Annotated in this window: 19 protein-coding genes; 11 read left to right on the top strand and 8 right to left on the bottom strand. The window is 60.0% G+C overall.

Features of this window, described 5'->3' with window-relative positions:
* Positions 1 to 20 precede the first annotated feature (20 nt).
* From gltX to ACKTS9_RS10510, 5 genes are all read left to right on the top strand, one after another.
* On the top strand, positions 21 to 1,667 hold the full coding sequence (gene gltX / locus ACKTS9_RS10530) for a glutamate--tRNA ligase (protein WP_407880672.1): 1,647 nt from the start codon (positions 21 to 23) through the stop codon (positions 1,665 to 1,667).
* Complete coding sequence (locus ACKTS9_RS10525) at positions 1,664 to 2,245, top strand: GNAT family N-acetyltransferase (RefSeq protein ID WP_407880669.1); 582 nt, start codon at positions 1,664 to 1,666, stop codon at positions 2,243 to 2,245. Before gltX ends, ACKTS9_RS10525 begins: the two co-directional genes overlap by 4 nt.
* Positions 2,246 to 2,249: 4 nt before the next feature.
* Complete coding sequence (locus tag ACKTS9_RS10520) at positions 2,250 to 2,456, top strand: hypothetical protein (RefSeq protein ID WP_407880667.1); 207 nt, start codon at positions 2,250 to 2,252, stop codon at positions 2,454 to 2,456.
* A gap of 242 nt (positions 2,457 to 2,698) precedes the next feature.
* The gene (locus ACKTS9_RS10515; protein WP_349217277.1) at positions 2,699 to 2,881 is read left to right on the top strand and encodes a CatA-like O-acetyltransferase; all 183 of its coding nucleotides are present in this window, start codon (positions 2,699 to 2,701) and stop codon (positions 2,879 to 2,881) included.
* A gap of 19 nt (positions 2,882 to 2,900) precedes the next feature.
* The gene (locus ACKTS9_RS10510) at positions 2,901 to 3,356 is read left to right on the top strand and encodes a hypothetical protein (protein WP_407880665.1); all 456 of its coding nucleotides are present in this window, start codon (positions 2,901 to 2,903) and stop codon (positions 3,354 to 3,356) included.
* 235 nt (positions 3,357 to 3,591) lie between these two features.
* Here the strand turns inward: ACKTS9_RS10510 and ACKTS9_RS10505 are convergent, their stop codons facing one another.
* Together ACKTS9_RS10505 and ACKTS9_RS10500 are read right to left on the bottom strand one after the other, a co-directional pair.
* Positions 3,592 to 4,419, bottom strand: coding sequence for a putative RNA methyltransferase (locus ACKTS9_RS10505; protein ID WP_349217275.1), 828 nt, complete (start codon positions 4,417 to 4,419; stop codon positions 3,592 to 3,594).
* 49 nt (positions 4,420 to 4,468) lie between these two features.
* A complete protein-coding gene (locus ACKTS9_RS10500; protein WP_349217274.1) occupies positions 4,469 to 6,052 on the bottom strand; it encodes a DEAD/DEAH box helicase in 1,584 nt (527 codons plus the stop codon).
* A gap of 365 nt (positions 6,053 to 6,417) precedes the next feature.
* Between ACKTS9_RS10500 and ACKTS9_RS10495 the strand changes: the two genes are divergently transcribed.
* Both ACKTS9_RS10495 and ACKTS9_RS10490 read left to right on the top strand, forming a co-directional pair.
* Complete coding sequence (locus tag ACKTS9_RS10495; RefSeq protein ID WP_407880662.1) at positions 6,418 to 6,987, top strand: manganese efflux pump MntP family protein; 570 nt, start codon at positions 6,418 to 6,420, stop codon at positions 6,985 to 6,987.
* 115 nt (positions 6,988 to 7,102) lie between these two features.
* Positions 7,103 to 8,494 carry a sodium-dependent transporter gene (locus tag ACKTS9_RS10490; RefSeq protein ID WP_349217272.1) on the top strand — a complete coding sequence of 464 codons (1,392 nt, stop codon included), beginning with the start codon at positions 7,103 to 7,105 and terminating at the stop codon, positions 8,492 to 8,494.
* A gap of 36 nt (positions 8,495 to 8,530) precedes the next feature.
* Here ACKTS9_RS10490 and spoIIP read toward each other — a convergent pair whose 3' ends face one another.
* From spoIIP to ACKTS9_RS10475, 3 genes are all read right to left on the bottom strand, one after another.
* Positions 8,531 to 9,691: a stage II sporulation protein P gene (gene spoIIP, locus ACKTS9_RS10485; RefSeq protein ID WP_349217271.1), complete on the bottom strand. Its 1,161-nt coding sequence runs from the start codon at positions 9,689 to 9,691 to the stop codon at positions 8,531 to 8,533.
* A gap of 109 nt (positions 9,692 to 9,800) precedes the next feature.
* Positions 9,801 to 10,175 carry a RidA family protein gene (locus ACKTS9_RS10480; protein WP_349217270.1) on the bottom strand — a complete coding sequence of 125 codons (375 nt, stop codon included), beginning with the start codon at positions 10,173 to 10,175 and terminating at the stop codon, positions 9,801 to 9,803.
* A gap of 71 nt (positions 10,176 to 10,246) precedes the next feature.
* Positions 10,247 to 12,466: an N-acetylmuramoyl-L-alanine amidase gene (locus tag ACKTS9_RS10475; RefSeq protein ID WP_407880659.1), complete on the bottom strand. Its 2,220-nt coding sequence runs from the start codon at positions 12,464 to 12,466 to the stop codon at positions 10,247 to 10,249.
* Positions 12,467 to 12,628: 162 nt separating this feature from the next.
* On the opposite strand from ACKTS9_RS10475, the gene ACKTS9_RS10470 reads away from it, so the two are divergent.
* Complete coding sequence (locus ACKTS9_RS10470; protein ID WP_407880657.1) at positions 12,629 to 13,456, top strand: MYG1 family protein; 828 nt, start codon at positions 12,629 to 12,631, stop codon at positions 13,454 to 13,456.
* Positions 13,457 to 13,470: 14 nt separating this feature from the next.
* The gene (locus ACKTS9_RS10465) at positions 13,471 to 13,839 is read left to right on the top strand and encodes a GIY-YIG nuclease family protein (protein WP_349217266.1); all 369 of its coding nucleotides are present in this window, start codon (positions 13,471 to 13,473) and stop codon (positions 13,837 to 13,839) included.
* A 45-nt stretch (positions 13,840 to 13,884) separates the two neighbouring features.
* Here ACKTS9_RS10465 and ACKTS9_RS10460 read toward each other — a convergent pair whose 3' ends face one another.
* Positions 13,885 to 15,165 (bottom strand): HlyC/CorC family transporter, encoded by a 1,281-nt coding sequence (locus ACKTS9_RS10460; RefSeq protein ID WP_407880654.1) that lies wholly within the window; start codon positions 15,163 to 15,165, stop codon positions 13,885 to 13,887.
* 142 nt (positions 15,166 to 15,307) lie between these two features.
* On the opposite strand from ACKTS9_RS10460, the gene ACKTS9_RS10455 reads away from it, so the two are divergent.
* Complete coding sequence (locus ACKTS9_RS10455) at positions 15,308 to 15,514, top strand: helix-turn-helix transcriptional regulator (protein ID WP_407880651.1); 207 nt, start codon at positions 15,308 to 15,310, stop codon at positions 15,512 to 15,514.
* 43 nt (positions 15,515 to 15,557) lie between these two features.
* On the opposite strand, the gene ACKTS9_RS10450 is transcribed toward ACKTS9_RS10455, so the two are convergent.
* Complete coding sequence (locus ACKTS9_RS10450; RefSeq protein WP_407880649.1) at positions 15,558 to 16,628, bottom strand: branched-chain amino acid aminotransferase; 1,071 nt, start codon at positions 16,626 to 16,628, stop codon at positions 15,558 to 15,560.
* A 136-nt stretch (positions 16,629 to 16,764) separates the two neighbouring features.
* Between ACKTS9_RS10450 and ACKTS9_RS10445 the strand changes: the two genes are divergently transcribed.
* A complete protein-coding gene (locus ACKTS9_RS10445) occupies positions 16,765 to 17,418 on the top strand; it encodes an HAD family hydrolase (protein WP_407880647.1) in 654 nt (217 codons plus the stop codon).
* On the opposite strand, the gene ACKTS9_RS10440 is transcribed toward ACKTS9_RS10445, so the two are convergent.
* Positions 17,390 to 18,058, bottom strand: a complete 669-nt coding sequence (locus ACKTS9_RS10440) for a hypothetical protein (protein WP_407880645.1) — start codon at positions 18,056 to 18,058, stop codon at positions 17,390 to 17,392. The two genes, ACKTS9_RS10445 and ACKTS9_RS10440, sit on opposite strands and share 29 nt — an antisense overlap.
* Positions 18,059 to 18,158 lie beyond the last annotated feature (100 nt).

Here is an 18,158-nt window from a genome sequence, read left to right as displayed (position 1 = left end):
CGAAAAAGGAGAAACGAATCATGGACTACGCCCAGCTTGCCCAATTGATGTTCCCCCACACGGAGCACGATGTGGACTACTATCTGAACAAATACGGCCCCCGCGATCTGCCGGAAGGCGCCATCGTCACCCGCTATGCTCCCAGCCCCACGGGCTTTATCCACATGGGCGCACTGTACGCGTCCTTTGTCTCCCGCACGTTTGCCAAACAGACCGGCGGCGTGTTCTACCTGCGCATTGAAGACACCGACACCAAGCGCACCGTGGACAACGGCATTCAGCTGATCATCGACGACCTGAAGAAATTCGGCGTGGTGTTTGACGAGGGCCCTGTCAGCCAGACCGAGGCGGTGGGCGATTACGGCCCCTATATTCAGACCCAGCGCAAAGAGATCTACGACACGTTTGTAAAACACCTGGTGGCGCAGGGCAAGGCCTATCCCTGCTTCTGCACCCCGGAAGAGCTGGAGGCCATCCGCGCCCAGCAGGAGCGCGAGAAGGAGCCCATCATCGGCTATTGGGGCAAATACGCCAAATACCGGGAACTGGACCCCGCCGAGGCCGCCCGCCGCATCGAGAGCGGCGAGCCCTATGTGGTGCGCCTGAAAAGCTTTGGCGATCCCACCCGCAAGGAGACCTTCCGGGATGAGATCAAAGGCAAGCTGACGGTGCCGGAGAACTGCCTGGACATTGTGATCATGAAAGGTGACGGCTTCCCCACCTATCATTTCGCCCATTTTGTGGACGACACGCTGATGCGCACCACCCACGTGATCCGCGGAGACGAGTGGATCGCCTCTCTGCCCATCCACCTGCAGCTGTTCCGCACCTTCGGATTCCAGCCGCCCAAATATGCCCACATCGCGCCGCTGATGAAAACCGAGGACGGTTCCACCCGCAAATTGTCCAAGCGCAAGGACCCCGAGTGCGCCATCAGCTATTACTTTGAAATCGGCATGCCCACCGAGTCCATTCTGCTGTATCTGGCCACCATCTGCAACAGCGACTTTGAGGACTGGTTCATGAAGAACCCGGGCGCGAAGATCGAAGACTTCACCTTCCGCTTCAACCACATCGGCAAGGCCGGCGCCATTTACGATCTGGCCAAGCTGTACAACATCTCCAAGGGATTTGTCAGCCGCATGAAGGCGCAGGAGCTGTACGACCGGTCCGCGCCGTTCCTGAAGGAGTACGACCCCGCGTTCTACGAGCTGTACAGCCGGGACGAGGCTTACTCCGTGGCCGCCCTGAACATCGACCGCGAAAAACCCAAGCCCCGCAAGGACATCGCGGTCTACGGCGACATCAAGGCACAGATCTGGTATCTGTACGACGAACTGTTCCACACTCCCTGGCAGGACAACAGCATCATCGACACCGCCATTCTGTCGGATTATTTTGCAAATGTGTACGACCCTGCGGACGACAGTGCCGCCTGGATGGAGAAGGTCAAAGCCTTCGCGCCCAAGCACGGTTATGCGGCCGATGTGAAGGAGTATAAAAAGAACCCGGATCAGTACAGGGGCCACTTCGGCGCGATCTGCGGCATGCTGCGCTATCTGGTCACCAGCCAGACCAACTCCCCGGACCTGTATTCCATTCTGCATCTGCTGGGCGGCCAGCGGGTGCTGGCCCGCTGGAACGCCTATCAGGAGTGGGCCAAATGAGCGAATGCGTCATTCGCACCGCCCGGCCGGAAGACGCCGAAGCACTTTTGGAAATCTACGCACCTTATGTGCTTCAAACAGCGGTGACCTTTGAATACGACGTCCCCTCACGGGAGGAGTTCACCGGCCGGATGGAGCACATCCTGTCCCGCTATCCCTATCTGGCCGCCTGGGACGGCCGGCGCGTGCTGGGCTATGCCTACGCGGGCGCCTTTCATCCCCGTGCGGCCTACGGCTGGTCCGTGGAGACCACCGTCTATGTGCGCCGGGATGAGCGCCGCCTGGGTGTGGGCCGGGCGCTATACACCGTGCTGGAGCAGGCTTTGGCCGCCCAGCATGTTCTGAACCTGAACGCCTGCATTGCTTTTCCGTCCGAAGAGGACGCGTTTCTGACCATGGACAGCGTTCGCTTTCACGAAAAAATGGGCTATCGCATGGCCGGGCATTTTCATGCCTGCGGGCGAAAGTTCGACCGCTGGTACGACATGGTCTGGATGGAAAAGCATCTTGGCCCGCACACCGGGCATACAGCGGATGTGGTGCCTTTTTCCCAGGTACGCGGCCAGCTGGGGCTGTGAGACCATGGCTCCTTCTGCCGAACCTTTTGTCTACCGGAAGCGTCCGGCGTACCGATGGTTTCTTTTGATGGGCGCGCTGATACAGCTGCTGTGCCTGTGGATGAATCTGCGGGCCCGGGAGACGATCTCCCGGGCCGGTGTGCTGGTGCTTTTATGCCTCGCCGCCGGTGTTGATTCCTTCTGCAAACGAAACGCCCATTCTGTTTCCTGATACAAAAAGCGGACAAGTGTCTGACAATATGCACCATATTCGGCGTTTGAGCCGGGTGTGGTGCATTTTTAATTGGGCACAGTCCATGAACTCCATTCGCAGCCGGGCAGAGGAAAGCTGTTCAGGCGATCTTCCCGATTGGATGTAGAATTGTTTATCCGTTTATGATATGATTTAATAGGTACGCTACAAATCGAAATTTGGAGCACAATTATGAATTATACGTCTGTTGACCTAAATGAATGGCGAAGGGTAGCCTGTTTCAGTTTTATATTGATAAAATGCGAATCGTGATGAGTTTGACCGTGGATGTGGATGTGACCAACTTAAAGGCATACTCCAAGGTGCACCATCTTGATTTTTATCCTTTGATGGTGTGGGTCGTATCAAAAATCATCAATCAATATCTATCCGTCAAATGGTGAACGGGAAAGTGTGATTTACATGAAAAAAATGTCTGTGTTAGTCATGGCAGTTCTGCTCTGTTTGGCATTGGCTGCTTGCAATGAAAAAGTAAGCATCGACTTTCCTTTTGAATTGTCCAGTGTCGAAAATGTGGAAATGTTCCGCTTCACCGTTCCTGCGGAGGCGGAAAAAAAAGTGATTACCGAATCAGAAGATATTGAAGGTATTTATCAGACTTTTGAAAGTATTTCGCTGAAAGATAAAGCAACTGAACCTACCGCTGGTGGCTCGGTGACGAGTTTCCGATTTCATCTTTCTGATGGCACCTCCTACGAAGTAATCTATTCGGAAGTTGCTGTAAAATCCGGAAGAATCATCACAACGGATATGGAACAAGATTTCTTTACCTCAGCTGATATTGGAGCAACCTGGGAAAGTTACGATTATGAAGCAACCACTGCATCGGAAGATGAGCTGCCAGCGTTATATGAGTAAAGAAGCAAACAGATATTTACTCACTTCTCATCAAAAATCTTACAACTAAATACTGAAATTTTGACCGTTGATCTGCACCGCCGCGTGAGTAATCAGCGGTCCTTTTTATGCCAGATCAGAAAACGTTCGATTCACTCTGTTCAGAACAGAAACTGGACAAAACAAGGAACGGCACGACCGAAGCCATGCCGTTCCTGTAAAAAAGCGATATTCCTCCCGGGCTTTTTTGTATTCGTCACAACCGGCGGTAGACCAGAAAATCGAATCCGATCTCCGTGGTCAGCTCTGTGCGCGCGGCAAGGCGCTGCGCTCCGTCCCGGGGCGTTTTCCAATAATAGGGCGTCATCTGAAACAGCTGGCCGATCTGCTCGCCGCGCACGGTGATGCAGCCGCGCACCGGCACTCTACGCTCCAATGAAAAGCCTTTGTAGGCCACATCGCTGACCGGGTTTTCGTAGGGCGAATCGTACAGCACTTCCTTCAGCCCGTACAGATGGCGCGGACCCGGCACCGCGTACAGCAGCACCCCGCCCGGCGCCAGTACCCGGGCGAACTCGGTCTCCACCATGGGGCTGAACACGTTCATCAGGCAGTGCACCGTGCCGTCCGCCACCGGAATGGCAAAGCTTCCCGCCACGGCCCAAAACACCTGCTTGTCCCGGCCGGCCGCCGCGCGAACGGCGAACTTGGAAATGTCATACCCGGCCACACAGGCGTCCCGCCCCGCCTGGCGCAAAGCGCGGGCCACGCCTGCGGTGTAATATCCCTCGCCGCATCCGGCGTCCAGCACCCGCGGCTGCGGCACGCCGGCCGTCTGTTCCAGAACCAGCTGCGACAACTTCTGCAGAAACGGTTCGTAAAATCCGCCGTCCAGAAAAGCGCGCCGGGCCGCCACCATCTCCCGGTTGTCGCCGGGCGCCTTGGTATGCATGCGTCCGGAGGGCAGCAGATGCGCATAGCCCCGGGCGGCCAGATCAAAACTGTGGCGGGCGGGGCACTGCAGCGCGCCGCCCTGCCGCGTCAGAGCCGCGCCGCACACCGGGCAGCAAAAAGGCTGTTCCATACCATTCGTTCCTTTCAAAAAAGCGGGAGCATGGCTCCCGCTTTTCCCGTTATTCTTCGTCGCCGCCCATGCCGTGCGCTTTCATGTACTCTTCAAAGCTGGCAAACTTCTGGGCGGGTGCCCGGCGGCTGATCAGCTGAATGCTGTCGTCCACCTCTTCGGCCTCCTTGCGGGGCTGGCGGCGGGGCGCCTCTTTGGCGGGGCGCTGCCGCGCTGCCGCGCGCTCTGCCGCCGCTTTGGGTGCCCGGGGCTGCTGGGCCGGGGCCTTTTCCTTTTTCTCGGTCTTTTCGGCCTTTGCCTCTGCGTTTTGCACGGCGGGCTGTGCCGCTGCCGCGCCCTGCCGGTTTTTATTGTGCCGTCTTCCGCCCCGGCGGCGGCGCTTTTTGGGAGCGCCTTCGCCCTCGGCGGGCACGGTCTGTTTCTGGGTCTCCTGTTCCATGACTTTTTTCTCCTCTTTCCTTTTTTGCGGCCGGTTTTCCGCTTGGACGGGCACGGGGCCCTCCTGCATGGGCCAGGCATGGCCGCAAACGGGAATGTTCTGCCTGGTCAGCTTTTCAATGTCCCTCAGGTACTCCACTTCGTCGGCGCAGCAGAAACTGATCGCCACACCGTCCGCACCCGCGCGGCCCGTGCGGCCGATGCGGTGCACATAGGTCTCCGGCACGTTGGGCAGATCGTAGTTGAACACGTGGGAAAGCCCCGACACATCGATGCCCCTGGCCGCGATGTCCGTGGCTACCAGCACCCGGATCTGCCCGGTTTTGAACCGGGTCAGCGCAGTTTGACGCGCGGTCTGGCTTTTATTGCCGTGAATGGCCGCCGCCTGAATGCCCGCTTTGGCCAGGTCCCGCACCACACGGTCCGCCCCGTGCTTTGTGCGGGTGAACACCAGCGCGCTGGTGACGGCTTTGTCCTGCAGAAGGCTGGCCAGAAGATGCTTTTTATTGCCCTTGTCCACAAAGCAGACGCTCTGGCGAATGGCCTCCACCGTGGTGGCCGGCGGCGTGACCATGACCCGCACCGGCTCGTGCAGGATGCTGGCCGCCAGCTGCTCGATCTCCCGGGGCATGGTGGCCGAGAACAGAAGCGTCTGCCTCTTTTTGGGCAGATGCCGCAGCACCTTGCGCACATCCTGCACAAACCCCATGTCCAGCATGCGGTCCGCCTCGTCCAGCACGAAAATCTCCACGCTGGACAAATCCACATGTCCCTGCGCAATCAAATCGTTCAGGCGGCCGGGGGTTGCGGTGAGCACATCCACGCCCGCCCGCAGCTTTTCCACCTGGGGCGCCTGCCCCACACCGCCGAAAATGACGGTGTGCCGCACCGGCAGCCGCGCGCCGTAGGCAGCAAAACTTTCGTCGATCTGCAGCGCCAGCTCCCGGGTGGGCGTCAGCACCAGCGCGCGCACCGGGCGGGCGCTGTCTCTGCGGCAGCGGCTGTACACCAGCTGCAAAATGGGCATGGCAAACGCCGCTGTTTTGCCGGTGCCCGTCTGGGCGCATCCCAAAAGATCCCGCCCGGCCAAAACCGGCGGGATGGCCTGCTGCTGAATGGGCGACGGCTCTGTATATCCGGCCGCGTCCGCCGCTGCGAGAATGGGAGAGATCAGGTTCAGTTCACTGAATCGCATGACAAAATCCTATCTTGTTGAATTGGCATTCCGTTCTAAAGAACGCATCATACCATCTTCTAGTATAGCACAGAACCCTGCAAACCCCAAGACGGTGAACCCGAAAAATTTCACAAATTCTCTTTTGGGGGCAGACCATTGCAATTTGCGCCCGGACATGGTATCATTTCTCTATACTTCTGTGGGGGAGTAGTTTACGCGCTCATCCGGGCGCGGGTAAAGTCAACATACTGGCGAAAGCCTGGCTTTGCGTTGGAAACAAGACCCATGGGCAGTTTTTGCACTGCCCGTGGGTCTTTTTTTGTGCCCGGACCACATGCGGGAGTCTTTTCTCTCATACACATTCAATTGGAGGAGTTTGTCTTATGGATCTGATGACGTTATTTGTACTGGCGCTGGGACTGTCCATGGATGCGTTCGCCGTGTCCATTTCCAACACCATGTGCTTTTCCGGGCTGCGCCGGAGCCAGTGTGCGGCCGCCTCGCTGAGTTTCGGCCTGTTCCAGGGTCTGATGCCCACCATCGGATTTTTTGCCGGGCGCGCGTTTGCGGGTGTCATCTCCAGCGTGGACCACTGGGTGGCCTTTCTTCTGCTGGGCTTCATCGGCGGAAACATGGTGCGGGAGGCCGTGCAGGAAATGCGTCAGTCGCCCGAGTGCCCCGTGCAGCGGGACTACACCTTCCGGATGATGATGGCCCAGGCCGTGGCCACCAGCATCGACGCGCTGGCCGTGGGCGTGAGCCTGGCGGCCCTGAACGTAAACATTGCCGCGGCGGCGGGCTTCATCGGCGGCGTGACCTTTGTGTGCTGCCTGGTGGGCCACTTTTTGGGCCGCCGCTTCGGCAGTCTGCTGGGCAAACGCGCCGAGATTCTGGGCGGGTTGATCCTGATCGGCATCGGTTTGAAGATTCTGGTGGAGCATTTGTGCGAGTGAGGCAAAAAATGCCCAAAAAGACCCCGTGTTTGTTTGACACGGGGCCTTTTGTTTAGTAACATAATAAAGTGACGGCCGCGTCCAACCGGCCGCAGTTGCATTGGAGGTATCAAGTGTGGAAAATCGTGAAAAGTTTGCCTCTCGGCTCGGGTTTATCCTGATCTCGGCAGGCTGCGCCATCGGGTTGGGCAACGTGTGGCGCTTTCCCTACATCACCGGGCAGTACGGCGGTGCGGCGTTCGTATTGCTGTATCTGGTATTTCTGGTCATTCTGGGCCTGCCCGTCATGGTGATGGAGTTCGCCGTGGGCCGTGCCAGCCAGAAAAGCTGTGCCAAAAGCTTTGATCTGCTGGAGCCCAAGGGCACCAAGTGGCACTGGTATAAGTGGATGGGCTTCGGCGGCTGCTATCTGCTGATGATGTTCTACACCACTGTGGGCGGCTGGATGATCTCCTACGTGGTAAAAAGCGCCACCGGCACCTTTACCGGCATGGACACCGAAGCCGTGGGCGGCGTGTTCAACAGCATGCTGGCCAATCCCAGCGAGCTGGTGGGCTGGATGCTGGTGACCATTATGCTGGGCTTCCTGGTCTGCAGCATGGGTCTGCAGAAAGGCGTAGAGCGCATCACCAAAGTGATGATGAGCTGCCTGTTTTTGATCATGATCGTGCTGTGCGTGCGCAGCGTAACGCTGGACGGCGCCGTGGAAGGCCTGAAATTCTATCTGATTCCGGACTTCAGCAAAATGTTTGAAAACGGCTGGTCCACCTTTGGCGAGGCCGTGTACGCGGCCATGGGCCAGTCCTTCTTCACCCTGAGCCTGGGCATCTCCGCCATGGCGATCTTCGGCTCTTACATCGGCAAGGACCGCTCTCTGATGGGCGAGGCGCTGAACATCGGCATTCTGGACACCATGGTGGCCCTGATGGCCGGCCTGATCATCTTCCCCGCCTGCTTTGCCTTCGGCGTAAACCCCGGCGAGGGCCCGGGCCTTGTGTTCGTCACGCTTCCCAGTGTGTTCAATCAGATGTGGGGCGGCGCGTTCTGGGGTTCGCTGTTCTTTTTGTTCATGAGTTTTGCGGCTCTGTCCACCGTGATCGCGGTGTTCGAGAACCTGATCAGCTTCTGCATGGACAACTGGGGCTGGGACCGCAAAAAAGCCGTGGTGGTCAACGGACTGGCCGTCACGGTGCTCAGCCTTCCCTGCGCACTGGGCTACAACGCCTGGGCCGGTTTCACCGTGCCGGGCATCGGCGATATCCAGACGCTGGAAGACTTCATCGTCTCCAACAACATCCTGCCCCTGGGCAGTGTGATCTACCTGTTGTTCTGCGTGTGCAAGCGCGGCTGGGGTTGGGACAACTTCATCCGTGAGGCCGACACCGGCACCGGCGTGAAATTTCCCAAATGGGCACGGCTGTATTTGAAGTATGTGCTTCCCCTGATGATCCTGATCATCTTCATCATGGGATATGTGCCCAAGATCCAGGCCTGGATGGCGATGTAATGCAGCAAAAAGAGAGGCTGAAAAGCCTCTCTTTTTTTATTGTGCCGCCTCGGCCGTAAACAGCGCGGCCAGCGCCTTTCCCACCAGCCGTGCCGAATAAATCGCTTCCTGCAGGGTGTTGCCGTGGCCGCCCATTTCGATCAGCAGGCTGCCGGTGGTCAGGTCCTGGTTGTAATAGCGGTAATCGAAGAGAACCGGCCGGGCCAGCCCCGGGAACAGGGTTTCCATCTCATCCTGCCAGCGGGACGCAAAGCGCAGATTCTGTTTAAAGTTGGGCAGGTTTCCGTTCAGGTCCGCGCCGCAGATGATCATGACCTGGGCGGCCTTCTGGCCGTCAATTTCCACCACCGGTTTCACGCGGGTGCCGTCCTCCCGCTGGATGGCGTCCCGGTGCACGTCCAGCACCACTTTGATGGAGGGATACTGTTCCAGATAGCTTCGCACTGTGGCGTTGCTCTTTTCATAACTGCCGTTGTAGCTGGGGTAGTCGTGAAGCGTTGCGTCCTGAATGGTGCAGATGCCCGCGGCATTCAGCGTGCGGGCCATCTCCGCGCCCACCGCCACCATGTTCTGGGACGTGTCGGTATTGCGGGCCGAGTAGGCCGGGTCGCACCAGCTGCGGTCCACCGTCTCATAACTTTCCGTGGCATGGGTATGCATGATGAGCACCTGCGGCTCGGTGCTGTTCAGCTCCACGGAAAAGGGCAGCGGCTGCATCATTTCCGCCTGAATCTCCTGGGCGGAAAGCTCGGTGCAGTTGCGGATGCTGCCCGCGCCGCTCTGCACATATCCGTTTCCGGAGCCCTGCCCGTAGAAGGTCTCCTCCACCGGCACCATCCCCTCCGGCATGGGCGAATCGTCCACCGGCGCGGGCGCGATGGCCGGCTCCTGGTCCTCTGTCGGCGCGGGCTCAGCCGGCGGCTCTTCCTCCGGCTGGGGGTCCGGCTCCGGTTGCGTTTGAACCGGCGCTGTCTGCTGCTGAGGTTCCTTCTCCCGGGCGATGCGGTCATCCACCATCTGTCTGGCGGCGCCCAGTGTTGCGTCCGGCGCACACAGCAAACCGCTGAGATAGGCGGTGGTCTGCCCCGCGCTCTGCCCGCCCGGCGCAGTCACCAGCATGCCGCCCGCCACCGCCAGCGTGACGGCGCAGACCGCCGCCGGCATCCAGCGCCTTGCCCATTGCCCCCGCTTGTACATTTTGCCATCACCTCGCAGAAGTATATGCGAAGGACAGGCCGTTCATGCCCGCAGGCAGACAAAAAGCCCTCTTTGTGCCAAGCACAAAGAGGGCTTTTGAATGCGATCGTCACAGCACGGCGATGGCTTCCACTTCACACAGCACGCCCTTGGGCAGGGTTTTCACTGCCACACAGGAGCGGGCGGGTTTGGACACGAAATACGCCGCGTACACCTCATTGAACGCTGCAAAATCATCCATATCCGCCAAAAAGCAGGTGGTCTTCACCACATTGGAAAAATCCGCGCCGCTGGCGCGCAGAATGGCGCCCACATTTTCACAGCTCTGCCGGGCCTGCTGGGCGATGCCGCCTTCCACCACCGCACCGGTGGCCGGGTCCAGAGGGATCTGGCCCGAGGTGAACAGCAGATTGCCCGCGCGCACCGCCTGCGAATACGGGCCGATGGCCGCCGGAGCATTCGGGGTATTTGTCACTTCAAACATATTACTCATCCTTTCCCGCGGCCGCGGCCGCTCTGTTTGCATTGTACCGCGGCCGCGAAAAAAAAGCAAACTTATTGGGCCGGCACACAGGCCAGAATGCTGCGGGCAATGGCGTCACCCGTGGCCCACACGGTCATCTCGTCCGAGACCTGCTCGTATTCCGCCGGGTTCACCATGAACCCCACTTCCAGCAGCACCGCCGGGCAGGTGGCGTTGCGCGCCACATAATAATAGCCCCAGAACGCCCCCCGCTCCGGCCGGCCCGTGGCGGCCGCCACGTTCTGCACCAGCGTTTGCGCCAGCTGCTTGCCCGAGTCGTAGAAATAATAGCACTCCGTTCCGGCGGACTGGTTGGCGTCCACCGAAAGGTCCACGGAATTGTGATGCACCGCAATGAAAAAGTCCGGCTGCAATTCCGTGATCTTCTGGTTGCGCTGCTGCAGAGAGAGGAAGGTGTCGTCGGTGCGGATCATGTGCACCGTGGCACCCAGCTGTTCCAGACGGTAGCGGGCCGCCTGGGCAACCGCCAGATTTACGTCCTTTTCCAGCGGAGCCTCCACGCCCGCCGCGCCCATGGCGCCGCCGTCATCCTGCCCGTGGCCCGGGTCCAGCAGCACGGAGATGCCCGCCAGCGGCCGGGCCGGGTCCTGCGCCTGCACCGGCGACGGTTTCACCAGCACCTGGGTGGTCCCGTCGGCAAACTCCACGGTATGGCCCCACAGCGGCCGGTCAAAGGACAGCACGATCCGGGTGCCCGCACCGCCGTCCAGGGCGGTGACTTCCACGCCCTTCACCAGCTGCGAGCCCGCCACCGAAAAGTCCGGGGCCACGTCGGTGTCGTACAGATGCATCTCCAGCGTATTTTCCACAAGATTGGAATAAATCACCGGCGTTCCCGCGCCCTGGAAGGTCAGGGTCTCCCCCTCCTCCGTCTGCTGCGCGGTGGCTCCGGAGAACGAAGCGCGCTCCACGTCCTGCCCCAGCACGGTGGTGTTGTATGCCAGCACATAGTCGCCGCTGGTCAGCTGATAGGCCCAGGTGATCTTTCCGTTGCGGGTGGTCTCCACGCAGTTCTGCACCACACCCACGGCCCCGTCCCGCACGGTCTCGCTGATGTTTCCGTCACCGGAAGGATCGTACAGCAAACTGACCAGCCAGCCGTTGATGCGCACGGCGGTGCCCGGTTCCACTTCCTGGGTGCTGTCGTGTGGCGTGGGCTCCGGCTCGGTGGGTTCCGTCTCCATCTCCGAGGGCTGCGGAACCGGCCGCCGGATGTGCAGCGTCACGGTCTGTTCTCCCTGGGTCAGCGTATACACATTGTCGCCGGGCTGGACTGCCACCAGCACGCCGAAGGTGCCCCGGGTGCCCGTGCGCTCCACCGCTGCCCCGTTCAGTGTCAGATCCTGGCCGGGGTCCGAGGTTCCCATCACAAAGCAGTTGTCCGTGTAGATGGTGGCGCCGTCCGCCGGATAACTCACAGCCAGCTGCGTGCTGGGCGTATAATTCAGCAGCGCGGGCACATCGGCGGTGTCCAGCGCAGACAGCATCAGGCCCAGCGTCTGGGCGTCACCGCCCAGATCCGACCAGGCAAACGCCGCACCCGCAAAGGACGCGCCGGAACGGGCCGCCTCCACAGCGTGCAGGAACAGCGCCTGCGGCTGGCTCCAGGCCGCGCGGGTCACGCCCACGATCTCGCCGCCTTCTGCCAGTGGCTCATATGTATCAAAAAAGCTTCCCTCGGCCGCGGGGCGGTACACCCGCACCCCGGCCACCGGATACTTGCGGGCCAGCCGCTCCAGCGCCAGGGACTGCCATTTGTCCGAAGGATCGTAGACCGACTGGTCCACGGCGGCGTACACGCTCAGCCCCTCCTCACCGGCCGCCTGACACCACAGCGCCAGCCCGTCCGTGGGGTGAAACAACGTGTCACCGGCGGTCATCTGCTCCAGAGCCGGCACGGCCCAATCCCGGTAGACCGCGCCCTCCCGGGTCTGCACCACCAGCACCAGCCCGTTCATTCCCCGTGCCCGGGCCTGCTGGGCCACGCTGCGTGCCTCGGCCAGAATTTCGTCCGCGCTCATATCGCTGCGCAGAGCATCTCCCTCCGGGCCGAAACGCACCGAAGCCGCCCGCAGTGCCCCGTCGGGTTCCTGTGCGCTGGCCGCAGTCCGGTCCGCTTGCGGCGGATAAAACGCCAGATACAGCACCACCGCGGCCAGTGCCGCCAAAACGGTCAGCCCCACCACCGCCAGGATGGCGCCCCGGCGCCTGTTCTTCGGTCGTTTGTGCATTCGCTCATCTCCCTCCCCGTCTTGTGCTCAGTATAGCACGCTCCGGCGGTGCAGATGTGGCGAAAGCGTAAATTTTGCCGCTGGCAAAAAAAGCCTTATCAAACAGCCCCGGCTGTGTTATGCTAGATATTGTATTTTATGAATAAAAGGAGCGAGTATGCCTTGCATCTTCCCGAAAAAGCTTTTACACATGGTGGAAAATTCCATGCGGACGACGTTTTCAGCGCCGCGCTGCTGAAGCTGTGTCGTCCGGATATAGAAATTCTGCGCGGTTATCAGGTGCCGGACGGCTTCGACGGACTTGTGTTCGACATTGGTGACGGCCCCTTCGATCATCACGCCAAAGGCAGCCCTGTGCGGGAAAACGGCGTTCCCTACGCGGCCTTCGGGCTTCTGTGGCGGGAACTGGGGCCCACACTGCTGCACCCGGACGATGCCCGCCGCTTTGACGAGGGCTTTGTGCAGCCGCTGGACCTGGATGACAACACCGGATGCGGCAACCAGCTGGCCAACTGCATCATGGCGTACAATCCGCTTTGGGACAGCGAAGCCAGCCCCGACCAGTGCTTTGACCGGGCTGTGGAAGTGGCCAAAGAACTGCTGGACCACAAGCTGGAGAGCATCCGTGCCATCCGCCGGGCGGAAGAAGAAGTGCGCGCCGCCCTGGCCAAGTGCCGTCACGGCGTGGTGCGCATGCGCCGCTTTGCCCCCTGGAAGCAGTATCTGATCCCCAGCAAGGCCAAATTCGTGGTATTTCCGTCCCAGCGGGGCGGCTGGTGCGCCCAGGCGGTCCCGGCAGGGTTCGGCACCCAGGCGCTGAAGGTGGCCTTCCCCCGTGCCTGGGCCGGCGCGCGGGAAGACGAACTGCCCGCGATCTCGGGCATTGAGACCCTGCGCTTCTGCCATGCGGGGCGCTTTCTCATCACCACCGGAACCGAGGAGGACGCCATCACCGCCTGCGAGACCGCCATGGCGTTTGGCGAGCGGTGAGCCACTTCGTCTACATGCTGCAGTGTGCAGACGGCACGCTGTACACCGGCTGGACCCCGAACCTCGCCCGCCGTCTTCAGGCGCACCGGGCGGGCAAAGGAGCCAAATACACCCGGGGGCGCGGCCCTCTGATGCTGGTTTACACCGAACAGCTGGATGACAAAAGCCAGGCACTGCGCCGGGAGGCGGAATTGAAAGCACTGCCACGGAACCGGAAGCTGGCGCTGTGCGCGCCCTTTCGGCAGGCGGTGCAGGCGCTGACCGCCGCCGGACGGCAGGACGCCCTTTCGCTGCTGGAAAGCGGGGCGCGCCTTTTGGAATGCGACGGCAAAACCGTGCGCATCCAGGGAAAAGACGGTGCCGAGCAGGTCTTTTTTCTCTGAAAAACAAACATCTCCCGGCCGGATGATTCCGGCCGGGAGATGCTTTTATGAATCACTTTTTTCCCCGGTGGGGTCCTCGTTCATCAAGGTGACGCGCAGCCATTCAATGCGCTGATCGTCCATTTTTTCCACCCGCACATGCAGGCGTTTCCAGGTGAAGCTTTCCCCTTCCTCGGGAATGTGCTGGAACATATCCAGCGCCCAGCCGCTGACGGTGGAATAATCGTCTTCGAAGTCCTTGTCCTCGTAATCCATGGCCTCGAACAAATCTTCCATTTTCGCGTCGCCGGCCACCTGCCAGATGTTGTCGCCCTGGGGCTGAATATCCTGCTCCGCCACGTCGGACTCGTCCCAGATCTCACCCACCAGCTCTTCCAGAATATCCTCCATGGTCACAAGGCCCAGGGTGCCGCCGTGTTCATCGGTGACAATGGCCATGTGCTGTTTTTCGCGCCGCAGTTCCGCCAGCAGTTCGTTGATGCGCTTGGTGCGGTACACAAACAGCACGTCCCGGCGCAGCTTGCGGGGGTCAATGGTCTCTCCGCGGGACAGGCATGCCAGCAGATCCCGGGCGTGCAGCACACCCACAATGTGGTCAATGCTTCCGTCATACACCGGAATGCGGGAGTGACCGCCCTGCAGGCAAAGCTTCAGGATCTCCTCGGGGGGATCGTCCAGCGAAGCGGCCCCGATGTCCACACGGGGCACCAGAATGTCCTGCACGGTGATGTTGTCGAAATCAATGGCGGACTGAATGATGTCTGTCTCCTGCCGGTCCAGCACGCCTTCTTCCTCAACGGTGTCAATGATGACCTTCAATTCTTCCTCGGTCACGCTGGGCTGCACGTTCAATTCATTGGAACGCAGGCCCGTCAGCAGGCGCTTGATCTGCACAAACACCCAAGCCACCGGTGTCAATACCGTTTTGATGAAGCTCAAAAACGGGGCGAACATCAGCGAAAATTTTTCCGGCCGCTCCTTTGCCAGACTCTTGGGCAAAATCTCGCCAAAGATCAGCACCAGCACAGTGGTCACGCCTGTGGCAACTACGGCGCCGTTGGCTCCCATCAGGGTGGTGCACAGCACCGTGGAGATGGACGCAGACGCCAGGTTCACCACGTTGTTGCCAATGAGAATGGTGGACAGGGTGCGGTCATAGTCATCCGCCAGATCCAGAACTTTGCGGGCTTTTTTGTCACCGTCCTCGGCGCGGGTCTTCATGCGCACCCGGTTGATGGACGACAGCGAAGTTTCACTGGCGGAGAAAAACGCGGAAAAAATCAGCAAAATCATAAACGCCAGTATACTAGGGCCAGGGTTATCCAAACAATCATCACTCCTATAAAAATTCAGGATGGTACGCCCCGGTCGGGGCGCTCGTATACTTTATTATGATAACAAAATGCGTGTAAAAATGCAAACCGGCACCCAAAATCCGGCCAGCTGCTGGTGCTGAGAATGTTCCTCTATGAATATCTGCTTTACCGCTGCGGCCAAACCGAGGAGTAAGCCATGGCTGAAGTACCGGCAAATCAAGGGCTTTACCCAGGAACAGCTGGCGGAAAAGGTGGGCGTGCGCCTGGAAAAAGCCCCGTACAATCCTTCCCTGAAACTTGCCATCGACCTTTCCCGGGCTGTAGCGGCGCCCATCGAAGAGCTTTTTGTCTTTGACTGAGAAAAAGGCCGGTTCAGCAAACGCCGAACCGGCCTTTTGATTTTTATTCCACTTCCTGGGTCCAGCCCATCTCGTCGGGGATTTTGCCCCACTGGATGCCCGTCAGCGTGTCGTACAGGCGCTGCGTCACAGGGCCGGTCTGGAAATCATTGACCGTGGCGATCTCGCCCTCATACCGCAATTCGCCCACGGGGCTGATGACTGCGGCCGTACCGGTACCGAACACCTCTTCCAGCGTGCCGTTCTTGGCAGCCGCCATCACGTCGGCAATGGGCAGGCGGGTCTCGCAGTCCACTTCATAGCCCCACTTGCGCAGCAGCTCAATGCAGCTCATGCGGGTGATGCCGGGCAGAACCGTGCCCACACAGGGCGCTGTGCGGATGACGCCGTCGATTTTGAAGAAGCAGTTCATGCTGCCCACTTCTTCCACGTATTTGCGCTCCACACCGTCCAGCCAAAGCACCTGGCTGTAACCCAACTCGTGGGCCTTGACCTGGCCCGCCAGGCTGGCCGCGTAGTTGCCGCCGCATTTGATGAAGCCCGTGCCGCCGGGTGTGGCGCGCACATATTCATCCTCTACGTAAATTTTCACCGGGCTCATGCCTTCCTCGTAGTACGCACCGGAGGGCGAAGCGATGATGATAAACTGATAGGTGTTGCTGGGTTTTACGCCCAGGTGTGCCTCGGTGGCAATGGTGAAGGGGCGCAGATACAGGCTGGTGTCCGGCTCGCTGGGCACCCAGTCCTTGTCCTCATGGACCAGCGCACGCACCGCCTGCACAAAGTCTTCCACCGGGATCTCCGGGATGCACAGACGCTTGTGGGTGGACTGAAGCCGCGCGGCGTTCTTTTCCGGGCGGAACAGCAGCACACGGCCGTCCGCCGTGCGGTAGGCCTTCATGCCCTCAAAGCTCTCCTGTGCATAATGGAACACCATGGCCGCCGGGTCCAGCGAAATGGGATGATACGGCTCGATGCGGGGCGAATGCCAGCCCTGTCCCTCGGTATAATCCATCACGAACATGTGGTCGGTGTAATAGGTGCCAAAGCCCAGCTTGGTCTGGTCCGGCTTCGCCTTCGGCGTCTGTGTTCTCGTCACTTTGATATCCAACATATGGTTCCCCTCTTTTTCTGTTTAACGATTAAACTCATTTTAGCGCGGTTTGTCTCATATTACAAGAGAAAACACACAAAAATCGCAGATATTTATGATATAATGAAACCACCAATCATACAGGGAGAAGAAAAAGATGCAGATACAGGCAGTTTTATTTGATATGGACGGGCTGATGATCGACACGGAACGCCTTTCGGACCAGATTTGGTGCGAAATCGGCGCCCGATACGGACTGACCATCACCCCGGCGGACACCGCGCTTCTGCGGGGACGCAACCGGGCGGGCGGAAGAGCCGCCTTTTTGAAGCGCTTCGGGCCGGATGTGCCCTTTGACACGATGTGCGACGCGGTGGTCGGCCGTTTGACCGCGCTTCTGGCCCGCAGCGTTCCTCTGATGCCGGGCCTGACAGAGCTTCTGGAAGCGCTGCGCAGCCGAAACATTCCCATGGCGGTGGTCTCCTCCACTCACCGTTCTCTGGTGGAAAACAACCTGCGGGTGGCAGGCATCCGGGACTTTTTCAGCGAACTGGTGTGCGGGGACATGGTACGCCGCTCCAAACCCGCACCGGATATTTACCTGACGGCCGCCAGACAGCTGAACATTCCGCCCCAGGCCTGCCTGGTTCTGGAGGACAGCTACAACGGGGTGCGCGCCGGTGCAGCGGCAGGCTGTATTACGGTGATGGTCCCCAACATGGACCCCGCCACGCCGGAGATGGAGCAGCTTTGCCGCTGCATTGTACCCAGCCTGCGGGAAGTTATTCCTCTTTTGGATCAGGACCTGTGAGGCCTGCCAGCCAGCAGGCTTCTTCGCACAAATTTTTCAGCCGGTCGGCCCTTTGGGGGCCGGCCGGTTTTTTCATGGTTTCTTCCAGCTGCTCCAGCAAGTCCGCAAACTCGTTTTCCAGCGCGTCTTTTCCCTCTTCTTCCGCTTTGCGAAGCGCTGCGCACAGGCGCTCCAGCGGGGGGCGTTCCTCGTCCCGGGCACGGCCCAGGCAGGCGCCCGCCCGCTCAAACAGCGGGCTCCAGGCCGACGGAAACTGCTGTTCCAGCTCTCTTCCCCGGCGGATTCCCTGCGCCGTGCTGACCAGTACAAACAGGAACACTGCCGCGCCGGCCAGACACAGCAGATGGAACAAAAGCAGTGCAGAAGCATTTTCCGGCAGCAGACGGGCCAGACCCCAGCCGCCCACCAGCGCCAGCAGACCGTATCCGGTGCATACCGCAGCCGCACCCACACGCACCAGGCGGCTTTTCGCCCGGGCATCTGCCGCCCAGGGGCCCGCAGATGCCGCGCAGGCCGCCCACAGGGAGGCTGTCAGACACACTTTTCCGGCGGGCAGATGCAGCGGACAGATCAGCACCGACAGCACACCCGCGCCCAACAGGGCGCCCGCACACACTGCCAGACGTTGTTTCAAATTCATTTTGGGGCCTCCCTTCCGTTTCCCTGCCATTATACAGGATTTGCCCCTGTTTTTCCACACCGTTCCGTTCTGCACAAAAAAACCCGGCAGCCAAGCTGCC

Origin of the sequence: Owariibacterium komagatae (genome assembly GCF_045865535.1) — a bacterium.
GTDB lineage: Bacteria > Bacillota > Clostridia > Oscillospirales > Ruminococcaceae > Ruthenibacterium > Ruthenibacterium komagatae.
The sequence above is the reverse complement of the archived record's forward strand: the minus strand, read 5'-3'. Positions and strand labels throughout refer to the sequence as shown.